The 13,034-nt window shown below is 68.7% G+C and carries 12 protein-coding genes; 3 read left to right on the top strand and 9 right to left on the bottom strand.

Annotated elements, in window-relative coordinates; translation table 11 throughout:
• Positions 1–45: 45 nt before the first annotated feature.
• Together KME75_RS07225 and KME75_RS07220 are read left to right on the top strand one after the other, a co-directional pair.
• Positions 46–636, top strand: a complete 591-nt coding sequence (locus KME75_RS07225; protein WP_219413755.1) for an MFS transporter — start codon at positions 46–48, stop codon at positions 634–636.
• Entirely contained in the window at positions 603–1,298 is a 696-nt protein-coding gene (locus KME75_RS07220) for an MFS transporter (RefSeq protein WP_219413754.1), read from the top strand. Before KME75_RS07225 ends, KME75_RS07220 begins: the two co-directional genes overlap by 34 nt.
• 95 nt (positions 1,299–1,393) lie before the next feature.
• On the opposite strand, the gene KME75_RS07215 is transcribed toward KME75_RS07220, so the two are convergent.
• From KME75_RS07215 to KME75_RS07180, 8 genes are all read right to left on the bottom strand, one after another.
• Entirely contained in the window at positions 1,394–2,434 is a 1,041-nt protein-coding gene (locus tag KME75_RS07215; protein ID WP_219413753.1) for an MBL fold metallo-hydrolase, read from the bottom strand.
• Between the two features lie 25 nt (positions 2,435–2,459).
• Positions 2,460–4,160: an acetate--CoA ligase gene (locus KME75_RS07210; RefSeq protein ID WP_219413752.1), complete on the bottom strand. Its 1,701-nt coding sequence runs from the start codon at positions 4,158–4,160 to the stop codon at positions 2,460–2,462.
• A gap of 162 nt (positions 4,161–4,322) precedes the next feature.
• A complete protein-coding gene (locus tag KME75_RS07205; RefSeq protein WP_246631656.1) occupies positions 4,323–5,486 on the bottom strand; it encodes an ABC transporter substrate-binding protein in 1,164 nt (387 codons plus the stop codon).
• Between the two features lie 105 nt (positions 5,487–5,591).
• Positions 5,592–7,241 (bottom strand): AMP-binding protein, encoded by a 1,650-nt coding sequence (locus KME75_RS07200; RefSeq protein ID WP_219413750.1) that lies wholly within the window; start codon positions 7,239–7,241, stop codon positions 5,592–5,594.
• A gap of 438 nt (positions 7,242–7,679) precedes the next feature.
• Positions 7,680–9,167: an aldehyde dehydrogenase gene (locus KME75_RS07195; protein ID WP_219413749.1), complete on the bottom strand. Its 1,488-nt coding sequence runs from the start codon at positions 9,165–9,167 to the stop codon at positions 7,680–7,682.
• Between the two features lie 106 nt (positions 9,168–9,273).
• Positions 9,274–10,107 (bottom strand): mycofactocin-coupled SDR family oxidoreductase, encoded by an 834-nt coding sequence (locus tag KME75_RS07190; protein ID WP_219413748.1) that lies wholly within the window; start codon positions 10,105–10,107, stop codon positions 9,274–9,276.
• A 510-nt stretch (positions 10,108–10,617) separates the two neighbouring features.
• Positions 10,618–10,869: a hypothetical protein gene (locus KME75_RS07185; RefSeq protein WP_219413747.1), complete on the bottom strand. Its 252-nt coding sequence runs from the start codon at positions 10,867–10,869 to the stop codon at positions 10,618–10,620.
• Between the two features lie 306 nt (positions 10,870–11,175).
• Positions 11,176–11,340, bottom strand: a complete 165-nt coding sequence (locus KME75_RS07180) for a hypothetical protein (RefSeq protein WP_219413746.1) — start codon at positions 11,338–11,340, stop codon at positions 11,176–11,178.
• Positions 11,341–11,408: 68 nt separating this feature from the next.
• On the opposite strand from KME75_RS07180, the gene KME75_RS07175 reads away from it, so the two are divergent.
• Positions 11,409–12,038: a formyltransferase family protein gene (locus tag KME75_RS07175; RefSeq protein WP_308282623.1), complete on the top strand. Its 630-nt coding sequence runs from the start codon at positions 11,409–11,411 to the stop codon at positions 12,036–12,038.
• 13 nt (positions 12,039–12,051) lie between these two features.
• Here KME75_RS07175 and KME75_RS07170 read toward each other — a convergent pair.
• Positions 12,052–13,034, bottom strand: a 983-nt coding sequence (locus tag KME75_RS07170) for an MFS transporter (protein ID WP_219413745.1), incomplete at its 5' end; no start/stop codon positions are given.

Genomic DNA, 13,034 nt, shown 5'->3' with positions numbered 1-13,034 from the left:
TCCCCGTCGATCGATTAATCAGTCATACGATCCGGGGAGGCCTCGATGAGCAGTGAGCCCAGTGCCCAGCTCGCCCACCAGGAGCCGAGCGCCATCCGCTGGCGAGTGATCATCCTGGCCTTTCTCGCGCTCTTGCTCGACGGCTTCGACACGGCCGCGCTCGCCTTCGCCGTTCCCACGCTGGCGACGGCGTGGGAGACCGTTCCGGCGGCGTTCACACTGCCGCTGGTTCTCACGAACGCCGGTGTGGTGGTGGGCTACCTGACCTGCGGCTGGCTGGGAGCTCGGCTGGGGCGGCGCCGGGTGCTGATCGGCGGCGTCGTGCTCTACGGCCTCGGCGCGATCGCGGCGGCGCTGGTGATCCCGCTCGAGTCCATCGCGATCCTGAGCGTCGTCCGGCTGATCACCGGACTTGGTCTCGGCGTCGTCCTGCCCATCGCCGTCTCGCTGTCGACGTCGCACAGTCCCGTCCGCCGCCGGGAGGCCGTCTCCGTCGCCGTCACCCTCGGCCTGCCGTCCGGCCTCACGCTCGGCGGGTTCACCGGCGGCGCGCTGATCCAGAGTGTCGGGGTCACCGGGGTGTTCTCGGTGGGCTGCTGCCGATGGCGCTGGCGATCGTCATGGTGTGGGGGCTGACCGAGCCGCCCCAGGTCGACGGCGGTGCGGCGGCGCGAGCCGAGTCGAAGGTCGGACGGCTGTTCGTCGCCGACCTCCGTACCAGCACGCTCCTGCTGTGGGCGTTCGCGTTCCTGGTGTTCGTCGCCGCCTACATCCTGACGTCCTGGACGCCGACGATGCTGATCGAGTACGGGTTCAGCGCAACCGAGGCGCCGCTGGGGCTGGCGTACGTCAGCCTCGGCGGGATCCTCGGCGGGGTCCTGCTGATCCCGCTCGCCGCCCGGCTGGGGGTTGCGCGGGCCCTCGTTCTCGCCACGACGTTCTCCGTGATCTGCATGGTCATCGCCTCGCGGTTCGAACTCGGCAACATGCTGCTGCTGCTCCTGCTCGGCGGCGCGGGAATGGGCTTGTACGCCAGCGGGATCGGTCAGCTCGCCTTGGCGGTGTCGCTGTACTCCATCGGCACCCGCACCACCGGCGTTGGCTGGGCCGCCGCCCTGGGTCGGATCGGGTCGATCGTCGGCCCGGCGATCGCGGGAATCCTGCTTGCCTTCTCGCTGCCGGCGCGCGACATCATCTTCCTGACCGCGCTCCCGGTCGTCGTGGGCGTTCTCTGTGCCACCGTCCTCTGGCGCCACAAGGCCGGTGCCCGGACCGGCGCCGACGTCGTCGGCAGGTAGCCGGCGCCGGCTCGCTATCGAGCGAGACATCGAGAAGCCGCGGGGCACCGGCCGATACACGGTGCCCCGGCGGCCGTCCTCCGGCTCCCGACGGGCTACGGGATGGATGCGGGCGCAAGCCCCTGCTCGTAGTGCACGACTCCGGCGACGACCGACGACCGCAGCCGTCCCTGCGCCGCGAGCAGCTCCAGGTGTGCCCGTGTCTCGATCACCGCGAGCATCTGGTTGAACGGATCGAGCTCGCTCAGCTGACGCTCTCGGCGGGTCCACCGGAGGCAACGCGCCACGTCGTGGGCCGTGCTGGCCCCCTTCACGACCGCCTCCTCGGAACGCAACAGTCGCGCCCGATGATGGGCGAGGAGTTCATCGATGCGGTCGTGACTGCTACCGGCCACGGGACCGTGCGCCGGCAGCAGCCGCATGTCGGGCAGCCCTCGAACGACCCGCAGGGACTGGAGGTAGTCCCCGAGGGGCAGCTCGCCGGGAAACGGCTCGAAGCCGATCGACGGCGTGATGTGCGGGAGCACGTGGTCCCCGGCGAACAGCAGCCCGGCGTCGCTGTCCGCGAACACCACATGCCCCTGGGTGTGGCCAGGGGTGGGAAGCACCCGCAACGTTCGGGTGGCGAGCTCGATCTCCGGCTGCTCGGTCAACCAGTCGTCGGGCCCCTCCCAGATCATTCGTTCCCCGGATTCGGGATCGAAGGCGCCGAGCTGCTCGGCCAGCTCCGCAGCCCCACTCGCCCGGAGCTCCACGAGCTGCGGCTCCAGGTTGGCCACACCGCTGACGAGCGCATCGAGGGCGGGCTTCTCGCCGAGGCCGACGCTCACCCGCGCCCCGAAGTCGCGGCGCACCGTGACGGCCTGGGTGTAGTGATCTCGATGAATGTGGGTGACGAGGAATCGACGCACGTCACCGAGCCCGCAGCCCAACACCCGCAGCGCGCTCGAGAGCGCCGCCCGGGATTCCTCGAGTGCCCACCCGCTGTCGACGAGGACGAGAGCGTCGCCGTCCTCGATCGCGTAGACGTTGACGGCCCGCAGCCCGTCGGTCGGCAGCGGCAGCGGTATCCGATGGATACCGGGCGCGACGGCGAAGGCGCCCGGCTCGGTCCACTCGGCAGCAGCGGCGGTCATTGCGCTTCTCCTGTCGGCACGAGGGTCATACGTCGTAAGCGTCGGCCGGGATCTCGCCGCGCTGGGCCCAGCCGGCCAGCGTCTTGGCGACGATCTTGCCGAGCGGGTCGCGGGGGAGTTGTCTCAGAAAGACGAGGCGCCGCGGGTACTTGTACGGCGCTATCCGGGCCTTCACGAACCCCTGCAGCTCCGCCCGCAGCGCCGCGTCCGGGTTGACTCCCGCGGCGGGGACGACCCAGGCCATCACGACCTGGCCACGTTCGGTGTCAGGCGCCGCGGTGACGGCAACCTCGGCCACGGCGGGGTGGGCCAAGAGGGCCTGCTCGGCCTCGACCGGGGCGACCTTGTAGCCCCCCGTAGCGATCATCATGTCCGATCGGCCCATGTACCAGTAGTGGCCGTCCTCGTCGACGCGGAACAGGTCGTCGACGACGGTCCATCCCTCTCGGACGTCCCGTCTCTGCAGCTCGGGCCGGTTCCAGTAGGTCAGCCCCGACGGGCCGCGCACCGCGAGCTGCCCGATCTCGAGCGGTGCCACGTCGGTCAGGGGTGCGGTGTAGGGCTGCACGATCCGGGCTTCGTAACCGTCGATCGGGCCCCCCATGCTGAGCGGTGGGACGTCCGCGTCCTGGGGCGGCACGAAGAACCAGCCCGCGAACGCGGTACTGCCGAACGGGTTGAGCAGATCAAGTCCGTACGTTCGCCACGCGTCGTACAGCCACCGCCCATTGCTCGTGATGGTGGGGGCGTAGGTGCGCCGGAGGGACGACACGTCGTAGGCGCGCGGGTCCTTCTCGAAGATGGGCAACATCTGTACCCAGGTCGTGCCCGCGGCGATGATCCAGGTGACCCGGTGCTCACCGATCGCCCGGAGCACCTTCTCCGGGTTGCCGAAGTCCTCGAGCTCCACGAACGTGATGCCCGCTAGGAGGGAGAACATGGCGCGGGACAGCCACCCCGCGGCATGGCCGATGGGTGCCGGGAACATGTGGACGTCGTCCGGGGAGACGTCGTAGGCGGCGATGTTGCAGTGCGCCGCGAGCAGGAGCCGACGAGCGGTGTGGTAGCAGGCCTTGGGGACGCCCGTTGTACCTGCGGTGTGCCAGATGACCGCAACCGCATCGGCCGGGTGCGGCTGCGCCGGGAAGCTGTCCTGCTCCTCGCGCATGAGCGCATTCCACGAGAGGTGCTCGGCACCGTCCGCATCGGGGAAGGCGATGACGTGCTCGACCGAGGGGACCTCGGCACGGTCCACGGCGTCCAGTCCGCTGAGATACGGGTCCTTCCTGGCCACGACGACGACCTTGGCCCTCGTGTCCTGCAGGAAGAACCGGATCTCCTCGCGACGCGCCTGCGGGGGCGTCAACACCGAGATGGCGCCGAGCCGCCACGCGGCAAGGAACGCGATCAGCGCCTCGGGACGGTTGGGGGACCGCACCGCGACGCGGTCGCCGGGCCCGACGCCCAGCCGCCGCAGCGCATGCGCCAGCTGCGAACTGGCCCGAGCGAGGTCCGCGTAGGTGTAGCGGGAACCGTCGTCGGCCAGCGACAGGGCGACGTGGTCACCGCGGCCCTCGCGCACGTGCCGGTCGAGCAGGGCGTCGGTGAGGTCGAGGGCCGGTCCCACCGACGACGACAGTGGGGTCTCGAGGTACTCCGGCTGCTCGTCCGGTGCCACCAGCCAGCCGTCGGGGATGTTGTCGTAGCGGGGGTAAACGTCCTTCATCCGGGTCTCCCTCGTGTACGGTACCGGTCCACGACGGGGTTACGGCTCCTGCTCCTCGTCCTGACCGCTCGTCGAGCTCGACGTGGCATGCAGACCCAGCGTCGTGCCGTCGGGCCCGAGGTGACCTGACGGGAGCGACGGAGCGTCACCAGTACGTTCGGCCTACTCCCTCGCGCACGGGTGGCTCGGGTCGCTCCAGTACGGGAGCGTCGTGTCGTAAACCGGCTTCTTCGACTGGGCGTCCCAGCGGAAGAACATCGTGGACCGGTGGCCCTGGTGGCACTTGTCGTCGAAGCCGAGGGGACCGCCGGCCAGGTCGTCCGGGTTTTCCGGCGGCACCTGCTCGAGCGCATCGCGCAGGCGTGCCCTGTCACAGTCGGCGCCGCAGCCCTCGAGGGCCTTGCCGATGTACTGCGCCAGGCTCCAGCCGGACGTGTAGTAGAAGCTCGTCGGCGACGCGCCACTGAGCTGCAGCATCTTCTGGACGCCCGCGTGATCCTCCTCCATCGGGGAGTGGAAGTAACGGGCGCCGACGTACTCGTAGGTCTCGCTGCCGGCGAGTTCGAACTCCGCGACGTCGCCCCCCGCCGCTGCCACGACGATGGTTCCGCCGAAGCCGGCGACCTGCGCCGTCGTCATCGCCGACGAGAAGATTCCGGCGGTGGCACCACCGAAGAAGATGTATTCCGCGCCCTTGTCGATGAGATCGCGCATCTCGGCGGAAACGTCGGTCGCGGTTGCCGGCGGTAGGTGGTCCGCCACGAGCGTGGCGTCGGACTGCTCGATGCGGCTCCGCACGGCGTCGCGCTGCGCCCGGATAAGCGGCGTATCGTATGCCATGTAGCCGATCTTGGCGTCCGGCTTCTCCCCGAGGATGAAGTCGAGGGTCGAATTGGCGGATCCGGGCAGGTCGTCGCCCCAGCTGAAGTACCACCTGCTGTACGGCAGCGCCTCGGCGAGCGACGACGTGATCGAGATCCCGGGGAGCTCCTCCTCTTCGAGCATCGGCAGGACCGACACCATCTGTACGCTGAGTCCCAAGCCGGTGACCAGGAGCACATCGTCGTCCAGGGAGAACTCGCGGGTCGCGGCCAGCGCCCGCGCGACCTCGGTGCCGGCGTCCGTCGACCGGAACTCGACGGGGCGACCGTTGACGCCGCCTTGCTCGTTCAAGTACTCGAAGTAGTCGGTCATCCCGTCCTCGGCAGGGCCGAAGATCGGGCCGAGCGGCCCGGACAGTGGACCTTGGAAGCCGATGACGTACGGGTCGGCGTTCCCTGCTCCGGTGTCGTCGCCGCCGCCGCATGCCGCCAGTAGCAGCAGCATGGCGACGCCCAGTCCCGTTCCCGCCCGTCGGCGTCGCCTCATGTCCATTGCTTTTCCTTCCGAGGTAGTGGTGTAGCGGGGATGATGAGTGGTCGGCCCGGACGTTCAGGACCCGGGTTTGACGGACAAGCCAGCGGCTTCCCGATCCCAGGTTGTGGCCGTGACCCCGGTCCGGCGCAGCTCGCTCTTCTGGATCTTCTCCGTCGGCGTCTTGGGCAGCTCATCGACGATGTCGATGTACCTCGGCACCATGAAGTGCGGGAGTCGCTGCACGCAGAACTGAAAGATCTGCTCGGGCGAGATGTCGAAGACCCCACGAAGCGTGAGAACGGCCCGTACCTCGTCCTCGCCCCACTCCGACGGCGCGGCGATCACCGCGCACTCGAGTACCGCCGGGTGTTCGTTGATGGCCGCCTCGACCTCGGCCGAGGAGATGTTCTGCCCGCGTCGCCGGATTGCGTCCTTGATCCGGTCGACGAAGTAGTAGTTGCCTGCCTCGTCATAGGTGAACGCGTCACCGGTGTGGAACCACAGGTTCCGCCAGGCGGCGACCGTCGCGTCCGGGCGACTGAAGTACTCCGTCATGAGCTTCCACGGCTCGTCGGCGCGGACGACCAGCTCGCCGATCTCGCCCGCCGCCACCTGCTGGTCGTGCTCGTCGACGACCCGGACCTGGTACCCGGGTCGAACACGCCCGCAGGACCTCTTGTTCTCCGGATTCCACTCCGAGACGATGGGGCAGCTGAGCTCGGTGCTGTTGTAGGCGGTCCGCACCCGAACGCCGAACCGTTTGCAGAAGTCGTCGCTCTCCGGGGGCAGCGGCGCCACGAGAACGCTGTGGAGTGGGGTGTCGGCATCCTCCGGCGTCGGGGGCTGGGTGAGGAGAAAGCGCATCGTCGCCGGGCTGAACGGCGCGTAGGTGCAGCCGTACTCCCTGATTTCCCGCCAGAAGTTGCTCGTGCTGAACCTCTCGCGCATGACGTATCGCGCGTTGACGAACGCCGCTACATAAACGTAAAGCTTGCCGGCCACGTAGTACATGGGGTACGGCGAGTACAGCGCGTCTTGCTCACCCATCTCCTCGGGCGGGAACGCTCCGGTCCCCATCGCGAGGAGCTGAGACCACGACAGGAGCGTCCCCTTGGACGGCCCGGTGGTCCCCGACGTCCACACGATGCATGCGGTGTCGTAGGGCTCCGCGCGAAGCAGCGTGTCCTCCGATGGCGTCGCGTCCTCGAGGAACTGCTCGACGGCGACGACCTCGATACCGTCCGGCTGCGCCCTCGGGACGGCGCCGATCACCACAATCGTCTCCAGCGCCGGGAGCAGCGGCGCGACGTTGATGACCTGCTCCGCGAACTGCTCGTCGACGACGATCAACCTCGACGCGGCGGTCCGAAGGACGTCCTCGAGCATCTTGCCGATGAACGACGTGTTGACGGGCAACTCGGTTGCCCTCAGCCACGCCAGGCCGATCCATGCGAGGAGCGTCGTCGGCGTGTTCGGCAGCATGACCGAGACGACGTCACCCTCTTTCACGCCGTGGCGACGGAACGCGTCGGACCAGCGAAGGATGCGTGAGTGCAGCTCCGCGTAGGTGAGCGACTCACCACCGGCTTCGTGGATGAAGATGCGGTCTGGATGTGTCTTCGCTCGCTCGGCGAGGAGCTGCGGCAGTACGTGACGCTGTTCCATGCCGTCCGCCCTTCGTGGTGAAGTCGTAATCGACGAGCACCCTCCGCTTGGCACCTTCATTATCCGCTCTTCGACGGCCCTTCCGCGTGCAGGCTGATCGCAGGTCGGGTATTCATGCTACTAACCGTACAGTAGAACGTCAAGAGTCTAGAGCGCGATCGCGCCGACGATCAGGTCCTCGGCTACGTCAATCAGGCGACGAGCGGCACGATTCAGCAGGGTGGAAACCTGCGGCAACCGTGTTCCGCGGTAATCACACCACCACCACCACCGCCGCCAAGTAGCCACTCGACTCCCCGACACCCTCACGGCTTCCGCCGAGCGGCAACACGTGGGCGCTCCGTCTGATTGAAAAGGCAGACGGAGCGCCCGGCAAGCGCTGTAGCAATCGGAACGATACCTGGGATCCTCTGCAATCCTTCGTTGCGGCTCAAGGAGTCGCGACTGATGGCAGCGGTCGAGGCCCACTTCCGCGCAGCCCGCGCGGCAACTAGTCCTTCAGATACTTCTCGGTACGCCGTCGAGGACGATCGTCTTCGCCTCGAGGTAGGGTCGCAGTCCCTCCTGGCCGCCCTCTCGTCCCACGCCCGACTGCTTGAAACCGCCGAACGCGATGCCGAAGTCGTTCCGGACGGCGTTGTGGCCGACCGTTCCGGACCGGATCAGCCGAGCTACCTGGAGCGCTCGGTCGACATCGTCGGAGAACACCGTGGCGTTGAGGCCGTAGATGGTGTCGTTGGCCACCGCGACGGCCTCCGCCTCGCTGTCAACGGGGATGACGCTGAGCACAGGACCGAAGATCTCCTCCTGGGCGATCGCCGAGGAGTTGTCGACGCCTGCGAAGACTGTGGGCTGGACGAAGTAGCCCCTCTCGAACTCCTCGGCGCGGCCGCCACCGGTGACCAGTGAGGCGCCGGAGCTGCGGCCCTGGGGGATGTAGCCCAGCACCCGGTGCAGTTGGCGCTCCGACACGAGCGGGCCCATCTCGGTGCCCTCCTCGAACGGGTTGCCCAGGCGCACCTTCGCGAACGAGCTGCTCAGCGCCTCGACCAAGTCGTCGTGTCGGTCGCGTCCCACGATGATGCGGGTCAACGCCGCGCAGACCTGGCCGGTCAGCACCCGTGACGTCTGGGAGATGACCTCGGCGGCGGTCGCGATGTCGTAGTCGTCGAGGACGATGGCTGCCGACTTGCCACCCAGCTCGAGGGTCGCCCGGGCGATGCGCTCTCCACATAGCGACGCGATGCGCCTTCCCGCGGCGGTGGACCCGGTGAAACTGATCTTGTCGATGCGAGGGTCCCGCACCAGCAGCTCGCTGACCTCACGGTCCGCCGTGACGAAGTTGACCACCCCGGGCGGCAGGCCGACCTCGTCACAGATCTCGGCCAGGAGATAGGACGACCCCGGCGCTTCCGGCGCCGACTTGACGACCATCGTGCAACCCGCGAGCAGGGCCGGCGCAAGCTTCCACCCGATCTCGGACATGGGCGCGTTCCAGGGGACGATCGCGCCGACGACGCCCACCGGCTCCCGCGCGAGCAGCCCGATCTCTCCGCCGGCCGTCGGCGTGTGCCGCTCCACGAACGGGAAGTCCTCGGCGAGGTCCGCATAGTAGGCGTAGGTGCCGCCGAAGCCGGCGGCGATCGCCTCCGCCACACCTATCAATATGCCGACCTCCGACGTCCAGACACTGGCCACTTCCGACCGTCGCTCGTGGAGGCGCTGGCCGATGGCGCGCAGGTAGTCGGCACGCTCTTTGTGGCTCAGCTTTGGCCAGGAGCCTGCGTCGAAGGCTCTGCGGGCGGCCGTAACCGCACGGTCCATATCCTCTGCCGTGGCCGCGGCGGCGCGGAAGTAGAGCTCTTCGGTCGTCGGCTCGATCACGTCGAATGAGGCCGTGGTCGACGGCTGCTGCCAGCCGCCGTCGATGTAGAAGGTGTCGGATCGGTCCAGTGAGCTGGGGCGCGACCGGGCGGAGGTGGTCATGAGGCCTCCTCTCTACTGTCCGAGACAATCTCGCTGGACGCGGTGAAGCCAACGGTGGCGACCGGGTTCCTCGCGGTTCGAGCGCGGTCGTTGCTCAGGTCGGGGTTCACTTGAGTGCCTTCCCGAGGTCGATCGGAATGGTGGTGCCGGTGATTGATCGGGCCGAGTCGGATGCCAGGTACGCCACCATGTCGCTGACCTCCGAGGCTTCGAGCCACGGCCGTGGGAGCACGACGAGCGACCGGAAGATCTCCACCGTGTCCTCCCGCGTCGGCTCCTCGAGGTCCGGACGGAACAGGTTGAACAGCGACGGGTTGTTGATCATGTCCGTGTCCACGGTGCTCGGGGCGATCGCGTTGACCCGGATGGAGTACTCACCCAGCTCGGCGGCCATGCACCGAACGAGACCGATCACTCCGTGCTTGGCGACCGTGTAGGGCAGGAGGCCGGGGGACGCTTCGAGGCCAGCCACCGACGCGGTGACGATGATCGAACCACCCCGCCCGGCCTCGATCATCGAGGGGGCCACTGCCGCACAGGTGTGCCAGGCACCACGCAGGTTGACGTCCATCGTGTCGTCCCAGGACTGATCGTCCCACTCCCAGAACTTCTTCCCCCACTGAATGATGCCCGCGTTGGCCACCACGATCTCGATGGGACCGAGCTGAGCACGAGCGTCGTCGACAGCCGCGGTCAGCTCAGCCCGGTTCGTGATGTCCGTCTGGTGAGAGACCACCTGCACGCCCAGTGCGCGTGCCTCCTCGGCAACGTTCTTGAGGTCGGCCGGCGTCGCCATCGGGTACGGAACGGTGTCGTACGACGCGCACCGGTCGATCGCGATGATGTGCACTCCCTCCGACGCCAGCCGCAGAACGTGTGAACGCCCCTGGCCCCGGGCGGCTCCTGTAACCAGGGCGACCTTGCCCTTGAGTCTACTCATGCTGCGAGCTCCTTCTACGGGGCCAACTGATTAGTCGATAGAACCGTGACACGCACCACTGGCCCTCGTCAAGACGGAACATGGAAAGCGGCCCAACACGGGCCGAGGGTCAGAGCAGGCTCTTGCGCTCCGCGTAGTGCAGGCCGCCGGGTGGCCCTGACCGCGGTCGACGAGCTCCGGTGGCTGCTCGATGCAGGCCGTGCGCTCGGCGTCGGTGAGCTCGTTCGCGAAACGGGGGCAGCGGGACTGCTGGGAAGTGGCGGACGGTCAACGACGAGTATCGGGTCCGGCTCAGCCGCAGGCGGCGACGATCTCGTGGCCGTAGAACACCGAATCACCGCGCTCCACCAGCTGCCCCTGTGCTCCGGCGCGGCGGGCGGTCGCGCGGGGCGTCGGCGAGTGAGTTGCCCGCGCCGCGGACCGATGCCGCTGCCCGCGTCGCAGACGCGTGCCGACGATGACCGGGGCCGAACCGGGGGCGGCAGACCGCCAGCAGGGCGTTGAGCTCGTTCACCCCGCTGTAGCCGCCTCCGGGGCCTGCTTGGTGTAGCCGGAGCCGCTGCGGACGGTGTCGTCGATGCCGAGGCAGGCCTGCCGGTCCGCGTCCGGGAGCAGCGGCACGCTCGCGGTCAGTCGGGCCAGCAGCCCGGCGAGGGCGTCGAGCTGGCGGACGTGACCGAAGGTGCACGCGCGCAGAAACATTCCGAGGTCGAGCGCCGCCGCATCCCGGTGATGACCCGGCTCGGTCGCGTCGGCGGGCACCGGTACCGGTACCCGTACCCGTACCCGTACCCGTACCCGTACCCTACCCGTACGCGTACCCGTACCGACGACCCAGCAGCGGCCGGTGCGCGACGGCACGTCGCGGGATATCCGGCACTGGCCGACGCGGTGCAGCTACCAGATCAGCTCCTCGGGCTGCAGCGACCCGCCGACTTCCTGGGCATCGCCGGTCGCCGGGGATCGCGACCAGCAGCCAGGGACCGGCGGCGTCGATCACCTCGACGTCCCATTGCCGCTGCTCGACGCACCCGGTAAGGGTCACTGTGACCTCCTGCCGCGCCCGGGTCACGCCGCCCGGCGATCAACGCGGCCATCATCTCCCGCCGGGACCACCCCGAAGAGGTCGCTGGCCACCACCGACAGCTTGATCTGCGCGTCCTCGAGCAGCTTCTCCGCCCGCTGCTTCTCCGCGGTCCGCGCTTCGACCAGGTCCACCCGGTAGCGGGCCACGTCCCGCAGCCGACGGGCTGCCGGAGCTGGAGCGCGGGTTCGCCGCCGACGTCGCCGCCCGGTTCGGCATGGCGTTCCGGATGCGGGACGTGTCGGTGTCGACCCCCGTCGCGGTGTTCGTCTCCCGCCACGACCACTGCCTGCTCGACCTGCTGTGGCGATGGCGGCGCGGCGAGCTGCCGGTTGAGATCGTGCAGGTCGTCTCCAACCCACCCCGACCCGGCCGCCGATGTCGCGTCGTCGGCGTGCCGTACGCGCAAATCCCGATGAGTCGCGAGACGAAGGCCGCGGTTGAGCAGCGCCAGCTGGAGCTCATCGCCGGGCGGGTCGCCCTCGTCGTGCTGGCGCGCTACATGCCGATCCTGTCGGGCGACTTCCTGCGCCGCGCCGATGCCCCGGTGATCAACGTCCACCGCTCGTTCCTCACGGCGTTCGCCGGCGCCGGACCGTACGAGCGGGCCAAGGAGCGCGGAGTCAAGCTCATCGGCGCGACGGCGCACTACGCCACCGAGGACCTCGACGAGGGGCCATCATCGAGCAGGACGTCGTGCGGGTCTCGCATCGGCAGACCGTCGCCGAGCTCACCCGCGGCAGCGCGGACATCGAGCGCACGGTCCTCGCCCGCGCGGTCGCCTGGCATTGCGAGGACCGCGTGCTCGTCCACGACCGGACGACGATCGTCTTCTGATCACCCGTAGGCACTGAGATCGCTCACCCGTGGGCAGCGTCCGGATGCGGGGACCTGGTGCTGGTCTCCGGCATCCGCGCGATCATCACGAGGGCGGCCAGCGAGACGGCGACGACGTACCAGGCGGGGGCGATCCGGCTGCCGCTCGCCTCGATCAGGTAGATCGACAGCAGCGGAGCGGTGCCGCCGAAGAGGGTGAAGGCCAGGTTGTAGCTGATCGAGGCGCCGGTGTAGCGGGTGCGCGCGGGGAACAGCTCGACGAACGCCGCGCCGGCCGGACCGAAGAACATGCCGAGGCTGAACGCGAGCAGTCCCTGGCTGATGGTTGCGGTGACCAGGCTGCCCTGCGCGGCGAGCAGGTACGCCGGCACCGCGAACGCGGCGTTCATGATCGCCGCGATCTGCAGTGCGCGGCGCCGACCGATCCGGTCCGACAGCGCCCCGGCGAGCGGGACGGTGACGAAGGTGATCGTCAGTGCGATGCTGTTGGAGATCAGGGCTGCGGATTCGCTCAGTCCGATGGTCACCGTCATGTAGGTGAAGAAGTACCCGGTCAGGGAGTAGTAGCCGAGGCTGGCGATGGCGGCGATGCTGAAGCAGGTTGCCATGGCGCGCCGGTGTTCGCGCAGTACGGTCCGGATCGGGGAGGATTCGACTTGCTTCGTCTCCCTCAGCGCCGTGAAGGCCGGTGTCTCGTGCACGCGGGTCCGGATGTACAGGCCGACCAGCGCGAGCGGGGCGCCCAGCAGGAACGGCACCCGCCAACCCCAGGACTCGTAGGTCGCCGTGCTCATCGAGTGGGTGAGTGCCAGGACCAACAGTGCCGCGAGGACCGGGGGCAGGTTCGACCACGTGTAGACGGTGGCCACGAACCGGCCTCGCTTCGGCTGGGGCGAGTGCTCGGCCACGAACGAGTTGGAGCCGATCGTCTCGCCCGCGGCGGACAGCCCCTGCAGCAGGCGGAAGACGACCAGGAGGATCGGCGCCAGAATGCCGATCTGCTGGT

Source organism: Pseudonocardia nigra, assembly GCF_019396355.1.
GTDB classification, from domain to species: Bacteria; Actinomycetota; Actinomycetes; order Mycobacteriales; family Pseudonocardiaceae; genus Pseudonocardia; species Pseudonocardia nigra.
The sequence above is the reverse complement of the archived record's forward strand: the minus strand, read 5'-3'. Positions and strand labels throughout refer to the sequence as shown.

Coding starts and splice junctions, on each gene's coding strand:
- KME75_RS07210 (WP_219413752.1), bottom strand. CDS start 4,160: ATGAAGGACGTTTACCCCCGCTACGACAACATCCCCGACGGCTGGCTG.
- KME75_RS07205 (WP_246631656.1), bottom strand. CDS start 5,486: ATGCTGCTGCTACTGGCGGCATGCGGCGGCGGCGACGACACCGGAGCA.
- KME75_RS07225 (WP_219413755.1), top strand. CDS start 46: ATGAGCAGTGAGCCCAGTGCCCAGCTCGCCCACCAGGAGCCGAGCGCC.
- KME75_RS07195 (WP_219413749.1), bottom strand. CDS start 9,167: ATGACCACCTCCGCCCGGTCGCGCCCCAGCTCACTGGACCGATCCGAC.
- KME75_RS07215 (WP_219413753.1), bottom strand. CDS start 2,434: ATGACCGCCGCTGCTGCCGAGTGGACCGAGCCGGGCGCCTTCGCCGTC.
- KME75_RS07175 (WP_308282623.1), top strand. CDS start 11,409: ATGGCGTTCCGGATGCGGGACGTGTCGGTGTCGACCCCCGTCGCGGTG.
- KME75_RS07220 (WP_219413754.1), top strand. CDS start 603: ATGGCGCTGGCGATCGTCATGGTGTGGGGGCTGACCGAGCCGCCCCAG.
- KME75_RS07190 (WP_219413748.1), bottom strand. CDS start 10,107: ATGAGTAGACTCAAGGGCAAGGTCGCCCTGGTTACAGGAGCCGCCCGG.
- KME75_RS07200 (WP_219413750.1), bottom strand. CDS start 7,241: ATGAAGGTGCCAAGCGGAGGGTGCTCGTCGATTACGACTTCACCACGA.